Here is a 20,079-nt window from a genome sequence, read left to right as displayed (position 1 = left end):
ATCATCCCTGAAGCCGCCAAGCACAGGGATGATATGCGCGCGACTGTCGTCGTGCCGGTGCTGAAGTCGCGTTCGCGTGGCGGTCAGACTGACTCGGCTTCGACCCGCACTCCCGAAAGCCGTCTCGACGAAGCGACGGGCCTTGCCCAGGCAATCGACCTCGATGTCGTGAACGCCTCCATCGTATCCGTCAACGATCCGCGTCCGGCAACACTTCTCGGAACGGGTAAGATCGAGGAAATCAAGCACCTGCTCGATGAGCGCGATTCCGGTCTCGTGATCGTCGATCATCCTCTGACGCCGGTGCAGCAGCGCAATCTCGAAAAGGAATGGAACGCCAAGGTTATCGACCGGACGGGCCTGATCCTTGAAATTTTCGGCCGCCGCGCTTCCACCAAGGAGGGCACGCTGCAAGTCGATCTTGCGCATCTGAACTATCAGAAGGGCCGTCTGGTCCGAAGCTGGACCCACCTTGAACGCCAGCGCGGCGGTGGCGGCTTCATGGGTGGTCCGGGTGAAACCCAGATCGAAGCCGACCGGCGCATGCTGCAGGACCGTATCATCAAGCTCGAGCGCGAGCTGGAGCAGGTGGTGCGCACCCGCCAGCTTCACCGCGCCAAGCGCCGGAAGGTGCCGCATCCGATCGTGGCGCTCGTCGGTTATACCAACGCCGGCAAGTCGACACTATTCAATCGCATTACCGGGGCAGGGGTTCTCGCTGAAGACATGCTCTTTGCGACGCTCGACCCGACCCTGCGCCGCATGAAGCTGCCGCATGGCCGCACCGTCATCCTCTCCGATACCGTCGGTTTCATCTCCGATCTGCCGACCCATCTGGTCGCCGCCTTCCGCGCGACGCTGGAAGAAGTGCTGGAAGCCGATCTCGTCCTGCATGTCCGCGACATGTCTGACGTGGACAATCAGGCCCAGAGCGCCGACGTGCTGCGCATCCTCAACGATCTCGGCATTGACGAGGCCGAAGGCGAGCGCCGCATTCTCGAAGTCTGGAACAAGATCGACCGGTTGGAACCCGAAGCCCATGACGCCATGGTGCAGAAGTCCTCCGGCATGAAGAATGTCATTGCCGTTTCCGCCATCAGCGGCGAAGGCGTGGACAGGCTTATGGATGAAATCAGCCGCCGTTTATCCGGCGTCATGACGGAAACGACTGTCACGCTGCCGGTCGACAAGCTGGCGCTGCTGCCCTGGCTTTACGACCATGCCATCGTCGATAGCCGCGAAGACAATGACGATGGCTCGGTGACGCTGGAACTGCGCCTGTCTGAGACGGAAGCCACCGAGCTTGAGCGTCGCGTCGGGCATGGTCCCAAGCCTGCAAAGGAAGACTGGGACCGGTAAGGCACCGATTGTTCGGTGCTTCACTCCGCCCCAGCCACCACAGCCCGCTCGATCGCCTTGGCCGCCTGCCAGATCTCTTCCATGCGTTCCAGGCTGGCTGCCTCCAGCGTCTCACCTTCTGCATCAAGAACCTGTTCGATATGATTGAATCGACGTCGGAACTTCGTATTCGTGCCGCGCAGCGCCTGTTCCGGATCGGCCTTCACATGCCGGCCGATGTTGACGATGGCGAAGATCAGGTCTCCGAGTTCGTCGCTGACCTTTGATTTATCGCCCTCGCGCAGTGCAACACGCAGCTCGTCGACCTCTTCCTCGATCTTGTCGAGGATCGGCTCAGGTGCCGACCAGTCGAAACCGACCTTGGCAGCGCGTTCCTGCAGCTTCAGAGCTTCCGTCAGCGCCGGAAAGCTGCGTTGCACCGAGCCGAGGAAGCCAGCCTTGAAATCTTCTGTGATGCCCCGCAGCGCCCGGCGTTCGGCGCGCTCGCGCTTTTCGGCCTGTTTGATATTGTCCCACTGCTTCTTCACTGCGTCGGGCGTATCCGCATCCGAGCGGGCAAAGACATGCGGGTGGCGACGGATCATCTTGCGGGTAATGGCTTCCACCACATCGCCGAAGGAAAACTCGCCTTCTTCCTCGGCCATGCGCGCATGAAAGACCACCTGCAGCAGCAGGTCGCCGAGCTCATCGCAGAGATCGTCCATATCCTTGCGCTCGATCGCATCGGCAACCTCATAGGCCTCCTCCATCGTATAGGGCTTGATGGTCTCGAAATTCTGCTCGATGTCCCACGGGCAGCCGGTTTCGGGATTACGAAGTGCCGCCATGATCTCGATCAGGCGCGAAATGTCTTTCGAAGGTTCCATGGTCTCTCAGCTCAGCGGAATGTCGTTGGCGCTTTTGGTGGCCTGATAGGTATCGGAAAGGGCGGCGTAGCGCGATTTGATCCGCGCTGCCTGCGCCTTGAGTTCAGCCTTCAGCGGAGCATCCTCGGTCTCGACGAGATCGGCGACCGCAAAGCTCTTCCAGAAAGCGTTTTGCCGCCTGTAGCCGCCGGGCTCCAGCCCGAAAACTTCCTTCAGGATCTTCAGATCATGCGGGATCGCGAAACTGTCGCGCGAATCCTCATGGCTGAAAAAATAATAGAAGTTGTCGAACCCGGCCCAGGTGATCGCCGACATGCACATGGTGCAGGGTTCATGAGTAGAGAGGAAAATCAGGTCCTTCGTCGCCGGTTTATCGTCAAGCTCGTAGAAGCGCTTCAGTGTGTGCACTTCGCCGTGCCAGAGCGGATTTTCGAGCTCGTTATTGGTCTCGGCGACGATGAGCGACAGATCGGATTTGCGCAGGATCGCTGCACCGAACACTTTGTTGCCGGAAGCGACGCCAAGTTCCGTCATCGGCAGGACGTTCTCTTCCATGACCTGTAGAAGGCGGGAGGCGATTGTCTTTTCCGGCATGAAAATCTCCTGTTCGGCTCATCCTATCGCCCATCGGAATGAAGCGGAATGCATAAGTCCGGCACTCGGGACTTTGCCACAGGCTTTATCGCTTCACCCGTTGGCATCGGGCAAAAAGCTGCAATAACGGCTCAAGATATGTGCTTTTTGCGCCGCACGGGTCAGTTTTCTCAAATCATTGATCAACCGGGTAAAAGAATACGCGACTGGCCGGCCTTTGGAATTCTGTTTCTTCAATCGGCTGTCCGAAGAATGCATATTCTGGCAACTTCGAAGTGGATTGAGAATGCCTCCCAGGACTGAACAGCTTTCGGTATTTCCCGCCTTCTTTCGCGTGGAAGGTCGGACTGCGACCGTTTTTGGCAATGGCGATGAAGCGTTCGCCAAGGTCCGCCTGCTCTTGAACACGCAGGCACGCATTATCGCGCATGCCGATCGCCCGGAAGCCGATTACCACGCTTTTCTGATTGCCAACCGCATCGAGACTGTCCGCGAAGCTTTTGCGCCCGAACAGGTCGAGGGTGCCGTACTGGTGTTTGCTGCAACCGGTGACGCGGAACGGGATCGCCGTATCGTTGACGCAGCCCGTGCCGTGAAGATCCCGGCCAATGCCGTCGACCAGCCCGACTATTGCGATTTCTACACGCCCGCTCTCGTCAATCGTGCGCCTGTTGCCGTTGCGATCGGTACCGAAGGGGCAGGGCCGGTGCTGGCGCAGATGATCCGCGCCCAGATCGATCAGCTCCTGTCGCCCTCGCTCGGCCGACTCGCCGCTCTGGCGACCAGCTATCGCAAGGCCGTCGAACACGTCGTTCCGCGTGGCGTTTCCCGCCGCATCTTCTGGCGCCGTTTCTTCTCCGGCCCGGTTGCCGATGCTGTCGCTAACGGTAACCTGCCACAGGCGCGCCGCGCCGCCAATGGCCTGTTGCGCTCGCTGGATCGCGTTGAAGGCCGCGTCTGGCTGGTCGGCGCCGGTCCCGGTGCCGAAGATCTCCTGACCTTGCGCGCCCAACGCGTGATGATGGAAGCCGATGTCATCGTCTATGACGCGCTCGTGCCGCAGGTAATCGTCGATATGGGCCGCCGCGATGCCGAGCGTCTCTCGGTCGGCAAGCGCAAGGGCTGCCATTCGAAGTCTCAGGAAGAGATCAACGACCTCTTGGTAGATCTCGGCCGCCAGGGAMAACGCGTCGTGCGCCTKAAGAGCGGCGATCCGCTGGTCTATGGCCGGGCAGGGGAAGAGATGGCAGCGCTGCGCGCCGCAGGCATCTCCTATGAGATCGTGCCYGGCATCACCTCCGCCTTTGCCGCGGCTGCCGATTTCGAGTTGCCGCTGACGTTGCGCGGTGTTGCCTCGTCGCTGGTATTCACGACCGGACATGATCTGACGGGTGACGTTCTGCCAGACTGGGCGAGCCTTGCGGTCTCGGGTGCCACGATCGCCGTCTATATGGGCCGCACGGTCGCAGCCTCCGTCGCAGAACGCCTGATGCAGGCCGGTATTCCCTCGGAAACCACGGTCGCCGTGATCGAGAATGCCAGCAGGGCTGACCGCCGACTTTTGCATGGAATCTTACGCGATCTTCCTGATCTGCAGCACCGTGATGAGTTGACCGGGCCGGTTATGGTCATTATCGGCGATGCGGTCGCAGGAGCCAATTTCGAACTGTCCGAACCGCTGGTGCGCGAACGTATCAGGTTCGATGAACTTGTAAGGAGCTGACATGGTAGACAAGGTTCTGACCGCCAATCGCCTGACCGACGGCATTGCCGTCTGGCTGAACGCCAATGGCGAATGGGTGACCTCGTTGCAGGAGGCCCTCGTCGCCCGCCATGCCGAAGCCGTCGCCGCACTCGAGGAGATCGGCAAGAAATCCTATGCCGACAACAAGGTCGTTGACGTTGCTGTCGTCGACGTTCAGGAAACCAACGGTCAGCTCTGGCCGTTGCGCCTGCGCGAGCGCATCCGCGCTCAGGGCCCAACCATGGAATATGCGCCTGGCTACAAGCCGGCCGATCCCGAATTCATTGCAGTCTGAGGAAGACGATGTACCGTTACGACGAATTTGACCACGCCTTTGTCGCCGAGCGCGTCGAACAGTTTCGCGACCAGGTCCAGCGCCGCCTTTCCGGCGAACTGGCCGAGGACGCATTCAAGCCGCTGCGCCTGATGAACGGAGTCTACCTGCAGCTTCACGCCTACATGCTGCGCATCGCCATTCCCTACGGCACGCTGAGCTCGCGCCAGGTACGCATGCTCGCCCATATCGCCCGTACCTATGACCGCGGCTACGGCCACTTCACCACACGTCAGAACCTGCAGTTCAACTGGCCGAAACTGTCAGATATTCCCGATGCGCTTGCCGACCTTGCGAGCGTTGAGATGCACGCGTTGCAGACCTCGGGCAACTGCATCCGAAACGTAACCGCCGATCACTTCGCAGGCGCCGCCGCCGACGAGGTTGCCGATCCGCGCCCTTACGCCGAAATTCTGCGCCAATGGTCGTCGGTTCATCCGGAATTTTCCTTCCTGCCGCGCAAGTTCAAGATTGCCGTCACCGGCGCGGAGCGCGACCGCGCCGCAATCCAGGTCCACGATATCGGTCTGCATCTGAAAAAGAACAACAAGGGCGAGATCGGCTTTGCTGTCTATGTTGGTGGTGGTCAGGGCCGTACGCCGATGATCGCAAAGCTGATCCGCGACTTCCTGCCCAAGGAAGACCTGCTTTCTTACACCACCGCCATCGTGCGCGTGTACAATCTGCATGGCCGCCGTGATAACAAGTACAAGGCGCGTATCAAGATCCTCGTGCACGAGACCGGCGCCGAAGAGCTTGCCCGCCAGGTCGAGGCTGAATTTGCACAGCTGAAGGATTCCGAGCTGAAGCTGCCGGAACAGGACGTACAGGCAATTGCCGCCTACTTCGCGCCGCCGGCCCTGCCGGAACGTGCCGAGGGCTGGGAAAACCTTGCTCGCTGGAAGAAGGCCGATGCAGCTTTTTCGCGCTGGGTGCAGCAGAATGTCCAGCCGCACAAGAACCCCGATTACGGCATGGTGACGATCTCGCTGAAGCCGATCGGCGGCATTCCGGGTGATGCGTCCGATTCGCAGATGGATGCCATTGCCGATATCGCCGAGGAATATGCCTTCGACGAAATCCGCGTCAGCCACGAACAGAACCTCATCCTGCCGCATGTCGCACTTGCCGACCTCGAAGCCGTCTATCGCGGGCTCGTGGCGATCAATCTGGCTGAAGCCAATGCCGGCCTGATCACCGATATCATCGCCTGTCCGGGGCTGGACTATTGCGCGCTCGCCAATGCGCGCTCCATTCCGCTCGCCCAGGAAATCTCCCGCCGTTTCGGCGATGCGGCGCGTCAGGCTGAGATCGGCGAGCTGAAGATCAAGATCTCCGGCTGCATCAATGCCTGTGGCCATCACCATGTCGGCCATATCGGTCTTCTGGGCGTGGAAAAGAAGGGTGCAGAACTCTACCAGATCACGCTTGGCGGCTCCGGCGACGAACACACCTCGATTGGTGAAATCATCGGCCGCGGCTTCGAGCCGGATAAGGTGACGGATGCGATCGAGACTATCGTCGAGACCTATCTGCGCCTGCGCCTTGATGCGTCCGAAATCTTCCTTGCAGCCTATCGTCGCGTTGGTCCGCAGCCTTTCAAGGARGCGCTCTACGGCTCGGCGGCGGAAGCGGCATAAGGAGAGGATGATGACGAAGATCTGGAGAGAGACCGGGTTTGTCGAAAACGATCCCTGGGTGATCGAGACCGACGAGGTGAAGGCATCTGGCGATCAGAAGCCGCTTTTGACCCTCGACGAGCTGATTGCTAAAGCCGACGAGAGCAATGATGTCGGCTTCGGCGTGCTGATCAAGCCGGCGGACGATGTCCTGAAGCTGGAGCCATATCTCTATCGCCTGGAGATCGTGGCTGTGGCATTCCCGGCCTTCAACGATGGCCGTGCCTTCAGCCATGCTTCGCTGCTGCGCCAGCGTCTCGGCTTTACCAACGAACTGCGTGCAGTCGGCGACGTGCTGATCGACCAAGTGCCGCTGATGCTGCGCGTCGGTATCGACAGTTTCGCCGTCACCAACGAGACGGCGATCCGCCGCCTGTCGGAAAAGCGCTTGCCGTCCATTCCGCATCATTATCAGCCGGCGGTGCGTGACGCCGAAGCCGGCAAGGGCTATAGTTGGCGCCGTCAGGCAAAGCCGGCCGCTTGAGGCTGCTGGTTCTGCCGTCTTTTTGATGACGGAACGATAGCATGAGCAAATTCGAAGTGGCGGTGATCGGCGGCGGTCTCGCCGGCATGATCGCCGCAGTCGCCATGGCGCGCGGCGGTCGCAACGTGGCGCTGGTCGCCCCTCCATCCCCCAAGGAAGATCGCCGCACCACGGCCCTGATGGACCAGTCGATTCGCTTTCTGGATCGGCTGACACTTTGGGAAAAACTGCGCCCGGCAGCCGCACCGCTCACCAGCATGCGCATCATCGACGGCACCAACCGTCTGCTGCGTGCGCCGACCACGACCTTCCGCTCCGCCGAAGTCGGGCTGGGTGCCTTTGGCTACAATTTCCCGAACAAGGCGCTGATGGATGTGCTCGAGGCTGCCGTCGCCGCCGAAGGCAATATCACCCGTTTCACCGCCATGGCTGAAACGATCGGKATCATGCCGGAGGCCGTGTCGATCACGCTCGCCGGCGGCGAAGAGATCAGTGCCGATTTTGCTATCGGTGCCGACGGCCGCAAATCCAAGCTGCGGGAGACTGCCGGTATCGACGTGCGCACCTGGTCCTATCCGCAATCGGCCATGGTGCTGAATTTCGCGCACACGCTGCCGCACCAGAATATCTCCACAGAGTTCCACACGGAGCATGGGCCATTCACGCAGGTGCCGCAGCCGGGCAATCGCTCCAGCCTCGTCTGGGTGCAGAATCCTTCCGATGCAGCAGCCCGCATCGAGCTTTCGCTCACTGAGCTCGGCAATGTCGTGGAAGAGCGTATGCAGTCCCTGCTTGGCGAGGTCAGTGTGGAGGAAGGCGTCCAGATCTGGCCGCTGTCTGGCATGATGGCGCATCGCTTCGGCAAGGGCCGCATCGCGCTGATCGGCGAGGCCGCCCACGTCTTCCCGCCGATTGGTGCGCAGGGCCTCAATCTCAGCCTCCGCGATATCATGGCGCTGACGGATCTTCTGTGCTCGCGCGCGGAATTGCCTGTTCCCGCCGATGCCGGCACCAGCTTCGACCGCAAGCGCCGCGCCGATATCATGACGCGCACCGCAAGTGTCGATCTGCTGAACCGTTCACTGTTGTCCGATTTTCTTCCCGTTCAGATGCTGCGCGCCGCAGGCCTGCATGTCTTGGCGGCTATTCCGCCGTTACGCAACATCGTTATGCGCGAAGGCATCGAGCCGGGCCGCGGCTTCCGGGATATTCCGGACGCGATCAAGGAACGCTTAAAGCGGAAGAAAGCGTGATTTAGCGTAGCCAGCAGAGAGCGGGGACCGTCGTATCTGGCCCCGTTCACACGGGGCTCGTGTTCAAACCCCGCGTGCGCGGAACGCGGAGATCGTTGCTGCCGGATTTGCCTATAGCCGTTAAACTGAAGTTCGGCCGCCGGATGTGGCATTGCTGGCGGAGGAGAGGAAATCATCCTCCGCGCTTGGAATCTTTCCATTGGGCGTCAGATCGTCGACGGCTTTGGGCAGGTCGTTGGCAAGACGCCCCAGGATTTCTTCACGGGACAACCCTGTTTTCGCCGCGAGCTCATTCAGCACATCCGGGCCCAAAGCCTCCTCTAGCTGGCCGCCATCGATGTTGGCGTTGGGGCCAGGCTTGACCCATGACTCGGCCTTGTCGCCGTGCCCGTTTTGCTGAAAAGTTTTGAGCAGATCGCCCAAGCCGCCACTGAGGATTCCGCCCGTCGTAAGGCCGCCCAAAAGATCGCCGAAACCACCCGAACCGCCGAACACGCCTCCGGCATTGCCAGCCTGCTCGCCTCCTGCACCAGTGCGCTGCGGATTCTGAATTCCTCGCAGCAGTTCGCCAATCTTGTCTCGGTTCTGATATCCCGCGATTGCAAGCACACCAAGAAGCGCCTTCAACGGTCCGCTCATCATGTCGGTTCTCCTCGTAGGGTCGTGGACACAGCAACCCTCAACTTTCGGAGAGCCTAATTGTTCCGCCGGGATCAGCCCTTACCGGGCGGCATCCATTTTTGTACGGGAAATGGATCGAGAGCCCACCGCTTCAAAACGTTGGCCGTAATTATTGAGCATCCATCAAGCTTGAGATTGGCTCCAGGCGAACGATGACTAGCGGACGCTTCCGGTAACCGATTCGTTGTCCGGCGCGACGGCCAGATTATAGCCCGAAAAGCCGGCCTGTAGGACGACAACCCACATCGCCATGGAAACGCCAACTGCAAAAATAAGATTCTTCAAGCGGCGAGACATCGACAACTCCAATCCGTGTTGTCGAGTTAGTCGCATAGATCCCTTCAACCGTTCGGCAAGGAAATCTGTAAAGATTTAACCGTCTTGACGATTCCGATCGAACAAGCTTGAGGCATCGCAAGTGATGCTGCAGCGGGCGAAGCTTTCGTTTAGCCGATCTGCATCAGGACTGGAAAGGTCTGCTGGAACCAGATCGCGACATTGCTGACCCATCCAAGCAGGAAGGCGAGACCGGTCAGCACGAGGAAGACGCCCATGATCTTCTCCACCGTGCCGAGGTGGCGGCGGAAGCGCGACAGGAAGCGCATAAACGCACCGGAGAACCCGGCGGCTATCCAGAAGGGAACAGCAAGCCCCAGAGAGTAGACGGCAAGCAGGCCTGCGCCGGAGCCAACAGTTTCACGCGATGCGGCAACGCCGAGGATCGCCCCGAGCACCGGCCCGATGCAGGGCGTCCAGCCGAACGCGAAAGCCAGTCCCATGATATAGGCGCCCGTCAGCGTTGCCGGTTTTCCATTGCCCTGGAAACGGGCTTCCCGTGCCAGCAGGCCGATCCGGAAAAGCCCGAGAAAATTCAGCCCCATGATGATGATGATCAGGCCGCCGATCTTCGAGAGCAGATCGAGATGCTGACGCAGCACCATGCCGATCGTCGAGGCACCTGCGCCGAGAGCCACAAAGACGGTCGCAAAGCCGAGGGTGAAGAAAAGCGCCGAAAAGAGCACGCCGCGCCGTACATCCGGTGCTGCGGCGACCGTGCCGCCACCGCGGAACTGCTCGACCGAGACGCCCGCCATATAACAGAGATAGGGCGGAACGAGTGGAAGCACGCAAGGCGAGAGGAAGGAAAGCGCTCCGGCAAGCAGCGCGCTCCAAAGGGAAATATCGGCAATCGACACGCATTCTCTCCGGCAGCAGTCTGAGCGATGTTCCTAGCGCCGCAAAGGGGTGATTGCCAATCACCTTTTTGCGCTGATCGCAGCCGGCCGCATCTCCAAATTGCCGCAGGCCTGGAGGTGGCTCCGGCTATCCCAGCATGGGACAGCGCATGTGGATATTAACCGCGCGCAAACCATCTTCGGTTCTCTGAATGGATCGACTCGCGCGTGACCGGTGGTATTGCCCGGCATTTGCGGGCACCCCACTGCGAATGTCGGGAGGTCCGGCCGGTGGATATACGAGGCTGACGCCGGATCTCTCGCTACTTTATCCGGCCTGCCGGCTGCGGCGCCCGAGAGCCGGCTTGTACTGTCGTTCAGTTGCGATGACGGCTTGGTGCTGGTATGCGCTAGCGTGAGAGATTGACGCGGAAACATCCACCGAGGAGAAACATCGATGAGCAGATTTCGGGCATTGGTAGCAGCCGGAGCGCTGATCGGCAGCTCGCTGCTCACGGCATGTGCAACTCCCCCGAATTCTTACGGCTCCGCCTCAGGTTACGTGCCGGGAGATTCGATGAATCGCGCCTGTGCGGATGGCTTCAGGCCTAGGGATGGTCGCTCCTGCAGCTACTGACGGCGAGCATTGTGATTCGCATTGATGAGCTTCCGGCACCAGTGCTGGAAGCTCATCAAGGTCTCTTCATGTGGCAGTGCGCGGATTGGCATGCCGCGACGAGACACTAGGGAACGGATTGATCCCCTCAATGCACCAGCGGCTCATCCTCATCGAGAAAGCTTCGCACGCCATCTCGTTCTGCGGTGGCCAGGAACTCTTCCCAAGCTTCCAGATCCGTGGCGAATGCATCTTCCCAGGTCGTCACGACTTCGGTTTGTGAAATGACCTCGAGAGTCCAATCGCCATTGGTGCCCGCCGGCCGATGTATGTCGACGAGCACGGTTACGCCGTCGTCTTCGAACTCGCCGGAGAAATCGGAATGCTCAAGCTTTGGTTCTTTGGGTGTTTTCGCCATTTTAACCTCCAGCACCAGGAGGTGCATCGTTCTCATAAAACTCGCGATACTGAATCGTCTCGCGTTCTTGCACATCGATCGACGCGCCGGTGGATTGCGTCAGGCGGACGCCTGGACCGCCGGAACCGGAATAGTTCCCATCCAGGAAGGTAATGCCGGCGGCTTCCAAAACCGCAACGACTGAAGCGACGTTGTTGCGAATACCCTCGACGGTGCCCTCACTGGCTTCCATACGGCGCAGGGTCGGAGCAGATACATTTGCTCTGCCGGCCAACTCAACCTGACCCATCCCCAGCAAAGCACGGGCGGCCGCCAACTGTCGGCCAGTTATGTGATCAAAATCGTCCATCGGTGGAATATCGCCCGATGCTCTCCGTTGGCAAGATTTGTTATCATTTTGAGCGAAATTAATCGATGAATGGAACTGCATCGGCTCGCTGGATGCGTCGCAAAGCTCGAAAATGAAAAGTTTATGGTGAGAGCGTCGGGGTTCGAACCCGAGACCTACTGATTAAAAGTCAGTTGCTCTACCGGCTGAGCTACGCTCTCACTCTCCGCGGTGCGAAGCACCCCGGCCGGAAGTGCGCGGAACATATGCAGGCGACCTATCGCGGTCAACCGAAAAAATCTCCTTATTGGGGCGCTGGGCACATTTCTTGCGCCGACGAAGTATTCGAGGCGATCCGCAACTGCAGCTTCGACCTGTCGATCATCGGCGTCTACGGCCTCGATGTCGAATACGGGCTTGTCGAGCGCACGAAGCACTAGATGCAGCTCAAGATCCGGCTCGCCGCGCTGAGTCGTTCCAATGTCTATGTGGCCGACCACAGCAAGATCGGCGCCGTTGGTCGCTATCCCGGCATTTCATTTTCCGAAATCGAGACCTTCGTGACCGACCAGCCGCTGGAAGAGCCTTTCGTGCCTCTGTTGACTGAGGTCGGCGCCAGCGTCCTCTCGGTGGCCGGCGATTGGCTGCGCGGCAGCGTCGATCCGACCCTGCGCTAATTTTTCCGCCGTTCCAGAAAGGCGACCGCCCGCAGCGTTCCGATAATGACGACGATGCCGATGAGCGTGCGAAGATCGGGCACTTCGTCGAAGAAGAAATAACCGCTCGCTGTCGCAAAGACGATCGACAGATAACCGAACGGGGCGAGCAGGCTGGCGCTGGCGATCTGGTAGGCCCGCAGGAAGCAGAATTGCCCGAGTTGTGCCAGAAGGCCAATGCCGAGCAGCGCAGGCCAGTCTTCGCTGCGTACCGGCTGCCAGACGAAAAGCGCAGGGATGAAAGTAATGACCGTCAGGCCTGCCGTATAGAAGACCATCATGACGGTCGTGTTCTCGTAATGCAGCATCCGCGTCTGGATCGTTGCCAGAGCGCCGAAGATGATGGAGAGCACTACCGCCGCCAGCCCGAGATTCCAGGCAAACGTATCCGGCGCCAGCATGATCAGCACGCCGACAAAGGCGAACACCGCGCCGATCCACCGCCATCGGCTGATCCTTTCTCCGAGCATGACGACGGCCATCAGCATCGAAACGAGTGGCCGCGTGAATCCGAGCGCATTGACCAGGACAAGCGGCAGCATGGTGAGTGCGATGAAATTGCTGGTCAGCGCAATGGCATTGCAGCTGATGCGCATGATGTTGCGCAACGGATCCCTGGAATTGGCAAGCTGCCTCCGATGCCGCCAGATCAATGGCAGGATAAGGACGAGCCCGATCAGCGCGCGGATGAAGACGAGCTGGATCGCCGGATAGGATGCACCCTGCATCTTCACCAGCACCGTCATGCCGGTTACCAGCGTTGTGTCGGAAAGCAGCCAGAGAATGCCGAAACGGCTGTCTCTGGCTGCAGCAGAGCCATCCATTCCGCCATCCATGCCTATCGCCTCAGGCAGGCTGAACGAGATTGGCGATCAGCCGAAACGCGCCTGATGTCAGCTTGTCGAGCTGATGATGCAGCACGAGGCTCGTATGCGTATGGCGACCCTTGCCGATCGCAGCCGAAATCAATGCGCCCTTGAGCGGCTGCTCTTCGGGGTCGTGCATCGCAAGAAGCGGCACATAGGCATCGTCCCAGCGGGCGGCGAAATAGAGGCCGCGTTCCTTGTCCCACCCATCCCAATCGGCGGGTGTGATCCTGTTCGGTTCCTGCAGCAGCGGATGCGCAGGCTCCAGCATCGTCACCTCTGATTTGGGGTCTGTCACCCGCCAGCGGACTGAGGGCGAGCCGATATCGATCCGCTTCGGCGGGGTGGCGTCCGGCTGCCAGCCATCGACGGGGCGATGATAGAGCGTCAGAAGATGTCCGCCCTCTTCGACGAAGCGATGCAGGCGCGAGGTGGCAGCGGCCAGATCCTTGCGGATGCCGAAAGCGAAGATGCCGACGACGATAGTGGTGAAGCGGGAGATATCGTCGGAAAGCGCCTGCGCATCGAGTTCGGTGACATCGAGCCCCATGCGGCCAAGCCAGAGCCCGACGCGATCCGCACCGCCGCCGACATAGCCGATCCTGGCGCCATCAGGCAGTTTGAGATCGAGCGCCAGGACGCGCAGCAGTTCCGGCTCGCGGAAGCTCGTGCGGCCGATGTGCGGATAGGCGATCGGCGAGACGCGCATCGCCGGCTGTCCGTCCACAAGTGGCGAAATGGTGACGAGGCCGGGCGTTATCGAGGCGGGCGGTGAAAGCGTAAGCGCGCCGTCAGCCTGCCTGACCGCCCAGCCGGGCGGTGCGGAAAAGCCGACGCTTCCTTCGGATGCGGCCTTGATCGTCAACTCCGACCTCTCGCCATCCAAGGGGATGATGAAGGCATTGGGCTGAAGGTTCAGCGAGTGCTGCGGCGCGACTGTAAGCGGCTCCTCAAGATCCACTGTCACTCTTACCGAACGGCTGCCGATCTGCGCCTTGACGTCGACTGATGCATTGCCGTTGCCGCCGAGGCTCGACCATCCCGGCTGATACTGCCGCGTGAGCGGCGCATCCGCTGCCGAGGTCAGCGCGTAGACGATCCGCTGCGGCGAGGTTTCCTTCAGGTTTGCCGAAAGGCCTTCCGGCAATCTTATGTCAGCCCCTACAACGGCAGTTCCTGCATTCCCGCCGAGATGAAGGATCAGCGTGCCGGATGCACCAGGCGAAAGCGCGGCGGGCTCGGCAACCGGCCGGACGAAGATCTGCTCGGCCTCGCAAAGCGCTGCATCGATTTCCACCAGCTTGCGCCGCAGGCGGTGCCCATGCGTTTCKAGGAATGTTTCAGGGGCGTTCTCGAGCGCCTTTTCAATCTGATGCGCCGCCTGCAGCAACGCTTCAACGATGGCCGATCGTTCCGGAAAACGCTCGATCGCCTTGCCGATTGCGCCATCCGCCCGCATCAATGCATCGACAACGGCCTGCGGCAGCTCCGTTTCGCGTGCCAGACCGGCAAGCGACGAGGGAAGGGAATCGAGAATGGAGGTTTCCGTAACCGAGCCTTCGGCGCTGAGCTTCAGATGCAGCGGCCAGTCATTGTCGCCGATATCGTGCCAGCGGCCCATGCCCTGAGAGGCATGGTAATAGCGCGACCACTCGCCGACATGGGTATAGCTGACGCCGCTGACAGGTTCGAGACCCGTGGCTTCGAGCGGCAGCGTCGTGGCCGGTGGCGGCACTTCGTCATCATAGGTATCGCCGCCGCCCGACCATGCGGGCAGATAGAATTTCGCGACCTGCCACGGCGTCAGACCCTCATCGAAATGTTCGGGAAAAGCGGTGGGATCGGCAGCAAGTCCAACCGCCGTTTCCGCCGCCCGTGTCATCGCACGGTGGTGCCCATGCTGGCCTGGCACATCAAGGAAGGTCGGCAGCACGATATCGGGACGCTCGGCGCGGTAGGCCCGCACCAGCCGCTCCACGATGCGCTCCTCGCCCCATCGGTCGAAGGTCCGGTCACCATTCTTCGAGAAGCCGAAATCGTGGATCGGATCATCAGGGCCGTGGCCGAGCCAGTGGACGTCGCCGTCGAGCTCCCGGGCAGCTTCTTCCATCTCGCGGCTGCGCAGGATGCCGAGCGCGCCGAGCCGTTCCGGGCCGAGCGCATTCTGCCCGCCTTCGCCGCGTGTTGAGCAGGCGACGATGACGCGCATGCCGAGGCCGAGGCGCAGGTAGGCGAGCAGGCCGTTGTGCTCGTCGTCGGGATGCGCGCCGGTATTCATCATGGTGACGGTCGAGGTCAGGCGCGACAGCGCCCGGTGCAGCCGCGTGAGCGAAAGGCTCCGCTTCTGTTTCTCAATACGGTCTCGATCGGTCAGCATGGTTCCTCCATTGGGGCAGACCGGCGGCGCGCATCTTAAGCTGCGTTATCGGCGACGGCGGTCGGTGAAATGTCGAGCTTGGGGGTCACGGCTTCGAAAAGCGGCAGTGCGGCTGCGCCAAGCGCGGCGGTGAGCTGGCCCGTCTGACCGCGGATGACGCGTGGCAGGGCGCGGGTGCGCCGGCTGGCAACGGAGACCGGGAGCGTCTGCATGGCCGCGACGATCTCGTCGATGACGGCATCGGGCAGGGCGCCGCCGAGGATGACTGTTTCCGGATCGAGGATGTTCTCCAGCATTGCCACCATCGGTGAAAGATAGTCCGCGGTCTCTGCGATCCACTCCTTCACAACGGGGTTACCATTGCGGTGCAGCACCTCGACCGCCGCGAAATCGGCATTCGCATAGCCGGCCTCGGTGAGCTTTTCCTTCAGTGCATGCAGCGAGGCATAGCGCTCCAGGCAGCCGCGCTGACCGCAGGGGCAGGGTTTGCCGCGCGGGGCGACGACCACATGGCCGATTTCGCCGGCATTGCCAAAAGCGCCGCGGAAGGGCGCACCGTCATGGATGAGGCCGAGACCGACGCCGACTCCGAAATAGATCATGCCGAAATTGGAAATGGCGCGACCCGCACCGAACAGTCGCTCACCGACAGCCGCCGCGTTCGCGTCGTTTTCGACAATGACGGTCTCGCCGCTGGCTTCGCTGAGGACGGCCGCCGGATTGATGCTGCTCCAGCCGGGCAGGGTGGTCGGGCCGACCGAGCTCATGCCCTCGATTTCGAAGGGGCCGGGCATGACCACGCCGATGCCGAGAAGCTTGGAGGGGAAGCGCTTGCGAACCTTCTTCACCTCGCCGGCGAAGAGCGGAACGATGTGCTCGGGGCTGGTATTCTCCACCGGCATGATGGTTTCGGAGCGTAACTTGCCGGAGAGGTCGAGCACGGTCGTCACCATATGGTCGGCGGCAATTTCGACGCCGATCGTGACGGCACCATCAGGGTTGACGGCAAACTGGATCGGCGGTTGGCCCCGGCCGGAGCGCAGGCGGCCGATTTCCATCAGCAGATCTTCGCTGACGAGTTCATCGACGATATTGGCGACGGCCTGCGCGGTCAGATGCGTGAGTTTGGCGATATGCATGCGGCCGAGCGAGCCATGCATGCGCACGAGATCCAGTACGACACGGCGATTGTGGTCGCGGCTGCGCTCAGGGTTCTTGCCCATAGCGATCTGCTGCTTGCCGGATTGCCGTCTCATCTCTCCGCCCCCCGTCTCTGTCGCTATGGATAACGCCCATATCATGAAAGGGGCAATAGAATAATTAAACTAAATTATCTTATTGACAAAGCCTTCCATCCCAACCAGCCTGAATGGGTCGCATTTGCGATGCCGAGGAAGGAGGAGCCTCAGTTCCATCTTCCCGAGCGAATCAAATTGGGGCGCCGGCAAAATCGCGGAAGGCCCTGGGGAACCAGATGAGCGCGAGCGGCATGAAAGCCGGCTCGKCATGGAGGGATAATATGCGTCGCGGAGTTTTGTTTGCCGGCCTGTTCGCGGGCATCAGCATGGTTGCGGTCAATAGCGCCCAGGCGGTCGAAATCGAGTATTGGCAGTATGTCTACGACACCCGCGTCAAGGCGATGGACCAGCTGATCGCCAATTTCGAGAAGGCCAATCCCGACATCACCGTCAAGCAGACGACTTTCCCTTATGCCGACTATCAGACGCGCGTCGTTGCTGCCAATCTTGCCGGCAACGGTCCTGACGTGATGCAGCTGTTCTATGGCTGGCTCGATCAGTTCATCGCCGGCGGGCTGCTGCAGCCGCTGCCGGCCGACGCTTTCCCGCACGACCAGATCGAGAAGGATTTCTTCCCGATCGTATCAGCCATGAAGCGTGGTGACGACTACTATGGCCTGCCGACCGCCGTCCGTTCGCTGGCTCTCTTCTACAACAAGAAGCTCTTCCAGGAAGCCGGCCTCGACCCGAACAAGCCGCCGCAGACTGTCGATGAATTCGTGGCTGCCGCCGAAAAGRCGGTCAAGCGCGATGCCGCTGGCAACATTGCCGTCGAGGGCACGACGCTCGACATGGGCGGCCAGGATCACCAGTGGTGGCGCGAAGTGCTGATCCGCCAGTATGGCGGCGAACCCTACACGGCTGACTATTCCAAGGTCACCTATAATAGCGATGMCGGCGTCAAGGCGCTGAAATTCTACACTAGCCTGCAGACCGAAAAGAAAGTCGGCCAGACCGGCTTCATGGATGAAGGCCAGGCTGCCTTCCGCGGCGGCAAGGCGGCGATGACCATCGACGGCACCTTCCGTCTCGGCTCCTTCGGCAGCATCAAGGATTTCGAATGGGGCGTCACTGAGCTGCCGGCAAACGCCGACGGCCTGCGTTCCAATTATGCGAGCTACTTTGCCAACGGCATTGGCGCCAAGGTATCAGGTGAAAAGCTGGAGGCCTCCAAGAAGTTTCTCGCCTACGTGACCTCGCCCGAAGCCATGAAGATCTGGCTCGGCACGGTCGGCGAACTGCCGGCCCGCCGCGAGGCCGCTCTGACCGACGAGAACCTCAAGAACCCGATCTATGCGCCATTCCTCAAGGCGCTCGCTTACTCCCACACCTCGCTCTTCGTCGATGAAGCTGGCCAGCGCCAGAACGCTATCGACATGGTCAACCGCGTGCTGCTCGAGGGACAGTCGCCCGAGGATTCCATTGCCCAGGCCGCAACGGCCGAGCAGGAAATCATCGACAATGCCAAGAGCAAATAAGGGACGGCCATGAGCTCCGCACCCGCGAATACGGAAGGGGCGGCTGTCAGCCGTCCCGCCGGATCGTTCTGGGATCGGCTGACGATGCGCCAGAAGCGCCTCGTCTGGGTCTGGACATTCCTGGCCCTGCCGATCCTGTTTTACTGCGTGATCCGCTTTTACCCGACGCTGCAGGCCTTCTACCTGTCCTTCACCAATTGGAACCTGATGAAGCCGCCGAAATTCATCGGCGTCGCCAATTATGTGAAGCTCTATAACGACCCGCAGTTCTGGAAGGTTTTCCGCAACACCTTCACCTATCTCATCATCGGCACGCCGCTGAGCCTGATCATATCTTTCGTCGTGGCATTCTTCCTGGATCGCGTGCGCTTGCTGCACGGGTTGATCCGTGCGCTCTATTTCCTGCCGTTCCTGACGACGGCTGCGGCCATGGCCTGGGTCTGGCGCTGGTTCTACCAGCCGGCCCCGATTGGCGTCATCAACGATGTGCTCGGCATGATCRGCCTGCCGCAGCAGCAGTTCATTCGCTCCGTCGACCAGGCTCTGCCGTCGATCATGGTGACCTCCATCTGGGCGGGCCTCGGCTTCCAGATCATCATCTTCATGGCCGGCCTTCGCGCCATTCCGAGCACCTTCTACGAGGCAGCCAAGATCGATGGACTCGGCGAATGGCCGATCCTCTGGAAGATCACGCTGCCGCTGCTGAAGCCGACGACCGTCTTCCTCGTCGTCTTCTCCTCGATCGGCTTCCTGCGTATCTTCGACCAGGTCTACAACATGACGACGAACGATCCCGGCGGCCCGCTCGGATCGACCAAGCCTCTGGTTCTGATGATCTATCAGACGGCCTTTTCATCCTACAACATGGGTTATGCGGCGGCGCAGACCGTGGTGCTATTCGCCATCCTGCTTTGCGTTTCCCTGCTGCAGCTCTGGATCCTGAGGGAACGCAAATGAGTGCCGTGACGACCAATACCGCGGCGCCGCTGCCGAAAGCCAATATCCGTCCCGGCGCGATCATCATCTGGACGCTGCTCTTCATCGGCGGCCTCATCATGGTCTCGCCGTTGCTCTTCATGTTCTCGACCTCACTGAAGACGGCAGGCCAGGTCTATGACCTGCGCCTCATCCCGGCCGAGCCGACGCTGCAGAACTACATCACGGTTCTCTCGGACGGCCGCTTCATGCGCTGGTTCCTGAATTCGACAATCGTTGCCTGCACGGTGACGCTCTCGAATGTCTTCTTCGACAGCCTTGTCGGCTATACGCTCGCCAAGTTCGAGTTCCGCGGCCGCTACCTGATCTTCCTKGCGATCCTCTCGACCCTGATGATCCCGACGGAAATGCTGGTCATCCCCTGGTATCTGATGTCGGCGCAGCTCGGCTGGCTCGACAGCTACTGGGGCATCATGTTCCCGGGCATGATGACAGCGTTCGGCACCTTCCTGATGAAGCAGTTCTTCGAGACGGTCCCGAACGACTTCCTCGAGGCTGCGCGCATCGATGGCCTGAACGAATTCCAGATCTGGTGGAAAGTGGCGATGCCGCTCGTCACACCGGCACTCTCGGCGCTGGCCATCTTCACCTTCCTCGGCAACTGGACGGCCTTCTTCTGGCCGCTGATCGTGACCACCAGCCGCGAACTCTACACGCTGCCGGTCGGGCTATCGAGYTTTGCCGTCGAGCAATCCATCCAATGGGAAATGATCATGACCGGCGCAGCTCTCGCGACATTGCCGACGCTGCTCGTCTTCCTGGTGCTGCAGCGCTACATCGTGCGCGGCGTCATGCTGGCCGGTCTGAAGGGATAAAA

23 protein-coding genes and 1 tRNA gene are annotated in these 20,079 nt (G+C 60.7%); 13 read left to right on the top strand and 11 right to left on the bottom strand.

Going from position 1 to position 20,079, the window contains the following annotated elements; translation table 11 throughout:
- The first annotated feature begins 33 nt into the window (after positions 1–33).
- Entirely contained in the window at positions 34–1,359 is a 1,326-nt protein-coding gene (hflX, locus tag AC1DNW_RS15335) for a GTPase HflX (RefSeq protein WP_113310133.1), read from the top strand.
- Positions 1,360–1,379: 20 nt separating this feature from the next.
- On the opposite strand, the gene mazG is transcribed toward hflX, so the two are convergent.
- Complete coding sequence (mazG, locus tag AC1DNW_RS15330) at positions 1,380–2,225, bottom strand: nucleoside triphosphate pyrophosphohydrolase (protein WP_113310132.1); 846 nt, start codon at positions 2,223–2,225, stop codon at positions 1,380–1,382.
- Between the two features lie 6 nt (positions 2,226–2,231).
- On the bottom strand, positions 2,232–2,819 hold the full coding sequence (locus tag AC1DNW_RS15325) for a nucleoside deaminase (protein WP_113310131.1): 588 nt from the start codon (positions 2,817–2,819) through the stop codon (positions 2,232–2,234).
- 48 nt (positions 2,820–2,867) lie between these two features.
- Here AC1DNW_RS15325 and AC1DNW_RS15320 point away from each other — a divergent pair, with 48 nt between their 5' ends.
- Genes AC1DNW_RS15320 through AC1DNW_RS15295 form a run of 6 tightly spaced genes read left to right on the top strand, consistent with a single transcriptional unit; the run spans position 2,868 to position 8,313 of the window.
- Entirely contained in the window at positions 2,868–3,122 is a 255-nt protein-coding gene (locus AC1DNW_RS15320; RefSeq protein ID WP_113310130.1) for a hypothetical protein, read from the top strand.
- Positions 3,106–4,542, top strand: a complete 1,437-nt coding sequence (cysG, locus tag AC1DNW_RS15315; protein ID WP_477853369.1) for a siroheme synthase CysG — start codon at positions 3,106–3,108, stop codon at positions 4,540–4,542. The genes AC1DNW_RS15320 and cysG overlap by 17 nt, the downstream gene beginning before the upstream one ends.
- Before the next feature lies 1 nt (position 4,543).
- Entirely contained in the window at positions 4,544–4,858 is a 315-nt protein-coding gene (locus tag AC1DNW_RS15310; protein WP_113295596.1) for a DUF2849 domain-containing protein, read from the top strand.
- Between the two features lie 8 nt (positions 4,859–4,866).
- Positions 4,867–6,537 carry a nitrite/sulfite reductase gene (locus tag AC1DNW_RS15305; RefSeq protein ID WP_113310128.1) on the top strand — a complete coding sequence of 557 codons (1,671 nt, stop codon included), beginning with the start codon at positions 4,867–4,869 and terminating at the stop codon, positions 6,535–6,537.
- A gap of 10 nt (positions 6,538–6,547) precedes the next feature.
- A complete protein-coding gene (locus AC1DNW_RS15300; RefSeq protein ID WP_113295594.1) occupies positions 6,548–7,060 on the top strand; it encodes a DUF934 domain-containing protein in 513 nt (170 codons plus the stop codon).
- 41 nt (positions 7,061–7,101) lie between these two features.
- A complete protein-coding gene (locus AC1DNW_RS15295) occupies positions 7,102–8,313 on the top strand; it encodes a UbiH/UbiF family hydroxylase (RefSeq protein WP_477853367.1) in 1,212 nt (403 codons plus the stop codon).
- A 120-nt stretch (positions 8,314–8,433) separates the two neighbouring features.
- On the opposite strand, the gene AC1DNW_RS15290 is transcribed toward AC1DNW_RS15295, so the two are convergent.
- The 3 genes from AC1DNW_RS15290 to AC1DNW_RS15280 form a co-directional block, all read right to left on the bottom strand.
- The gene (locus AC1DNW_RS15290; protein ID WP_113295592.1) at positions 8,434–8,955 is read right to left on the bottom strand and encodes a YidB family protein; all 522 of its coding nucleotides are present in this window, start codon (positions 8,953–8,955) and stop codon (positions 8,434–8,436) included.
- Between the two features lie 195 nt (positions 8,956–9,150).
- Positions 9,151–9,291, bottom strand: coding sequence for a hypothetical protein (locus AC1DNW_RS15285; RefSeq protein WP_162748546.1), 141 nt, complete (start codon positions 9,289–9,291; stop codon positions 9,151–9,153).
- A 149-nt stretch (positions 9,292–9,440) separates the two neighbouring features.
- On the bottom strand, positions 9,441–10,190 hold the full coding sequence (locus tag AC1DNW_RS15280; RefSeq protein ID WP_113310126.1) for a cytochrome c biogenesis CcdA family protein: 750 nt from the start codon (positions 10,188–10,190) through the stop codon (positions 9,441–9,443).
- A 436-nt stretch (positions 10,191–10,626) separates the two neighbouring features.
- Between AC1DNW_RS15280 and AC1DNW_RS15275 the strand changes: the two genes are divergently transcribed.
- Positions 10,627–10,806, top strand: coding sequence for a hypothetical protein (locus AC1DNW_RS15275; RefSeq protein WP_113295590.1), 180 nt, complete (start codon positions 10,627–10,629; stop codon positions 10,804–10,806).
- 127 nt (positions 10,807–10,933) lie between these two features.
- Here AC1DNW_RS15275 and AC1DNW_RS15270 read toward each other — a convergent pair whose 3' ends face one another.
- The 3 genes from AC1DNW_RS15270 to AC1DNW_RS15260 all read right to left on the bottom strand — a co-directional run bounded on the left by AC1DNW_RS15270 (position 10,934) and on the right by AC1DNW_RS15260 (position 11,752).
- The gene (locus tag AC1DNW_RS15270; RefSeq protein ID WP_007826745.1) at positions 10,934–11,203 is read right to left on the bottom strand and encodes a hypothetical protein; all 270 of its coding nucleotides are present in this window, start codon (positions 11,201–11,203) and stop codon (positions 10,934–10,936) included.
- A 1-nt stretch (position 11,204) separates the two neighbouring features.
- Complete coding sequence (locus tag AC1DNW_RS15265) at positions 11,205–11,633, bottom strand: helix-turn-helix domain-containing protein (RefSeq protein WP_477853364.1); 429 nt, start codon at positions 11,631–11,633, stop codon at positions 11,205–11,207.
- Between the two features lie 43 nt (positions 11,634–11,676).
- A tRNA-Lys gene (locus AC1DNW_RS15260) sits at positions 11,677–11,752 on the bottom strand.
- Between the two features lie 45 nt (positions 11,753–11,797).
- Between AC1DNW_RS15260 and AC1DNW_RS15255 the strand changes: the two genes are divergently transcribed.
- Both AC1DNW_RS15255 and AC1DNW_RS15250 read left to right on the top strand, forming a co-directional pair.
- Positions 11,798–11,971, top strand: coding sequence for a hypothetical protein (locus AC1DNW_RS15255; protein WP_477853362.1), 174 nt, complete (start codon positions 11,798–11,800; stop codon positions 11,969–11,971).
- The gene (locus tag AC1DNW_RS15250) at positions 11,972–12,208 is read left to right on the top strand and encodes a hypothetical protein (protein WP_477853360.1); all 237 of its coding nucleotides are present in this window, start codon (positions 11,972–11,974) and stop codon (positions 12,206–12,208) included.
- Here AC1DNW_RS15250 and AC1DNW_RS15245 read toward each other — a convergent pair.
- The 3 genes from AC1DNW_RS15245 to AC1DNW_RS15235 are packed head-to-tail and all read right to left on the bottom strand — an operon-like array spanning position 12,205 to position 16,746.
- Positions 12,205–13,071: a DMT family transporter gene (locus AC1DNW_RS15245; protein ID WP_113310197.1), complete on the bottom strand. Its 867-nt coding sequence runs from the start codon at positions 13,069–13,071 to the stop codon at positions 12,205–12,207. The genes AC1DNW_RS15250 and AC1DNW_RS15245 overlap by 4 nt on opposite strands.
- 22 nt (positions 13,072–13,093) lie before the next feature.
- A complete protein-coding gene (locus tag AC1DNW_RS15240; protein WP_113310125.1) occupies positions 13,094–15,490 on the bottom strand; it encodes a PIG-L family deacetylase in 2,397 nt (798 codons plus the stop codon).
- 35 nt (positions 15,491–15,525) lie between these two features.
- On the bottom strand, positions 15,526–16,746 hold the full coding sequence (locus AC1DNW_RS15235; protein WP_113310124.1) for an ROK family protein: 1,221 nt from the start codon (positions 16,744–16,746) through the stop codon (positions 15,526–15,528).
- Positions 16,747–17,009: 263 nt separating this feature from the next.
- Between AC1DNW_RS15235 and AC1DNW_RS15230 the strand changes: the two genes are divergently transcribed.
- From AC1DNW_RS15230 to AC1DNW_RS15220, 3 genes are read left to right on the top strand one after another with little or no spacing between them, the layout of a single operon-like run.
- Entirely contained in the window at positions 17,010–18,266 is a 1,257-nt protein-coding gene (locus tag AC1DNW_RS15230) for an extracellular solute-binding protein (RefSeq protein ID WP_477853358.1), read from the top strand.
- A 9-nt stretch (positions 18,267–18,275) separates the two neighbouring features.
- On the top strand, positions 18,276–19,223 hold the full coding sequence (locus AC1DNW_RS15225) for a carbohydrate ABC transporter permease (protein ID WP_477853357.1): 948 nt from the start codon (positions 18,276–18,278) through the stop codon (positions 19,221–19,223).
- Complete coding sequence (locus AC1DNW_RS15220) at positions 19,220–20,077, top strand: carbohydrate ABC transporter permease (RefSeq protein WP_113295583.1); 858 nt, start codon at positions 19,220–19,222, stop codon at positions 20,075–20,077. Before AC1DNW_RS15225 ends, AC1DNW_RS15220 begins: the two co-directional genes overlap by 4 nt.
- Positions 20,078–20,079: the final 2 nt, after the last annotated feature.

The organism is Rhizobium sp. 05L429, assembly GCF_056397645.1.
This window is presented reverse-complemented; position numbering and strand designations above follow the sequence as displayed.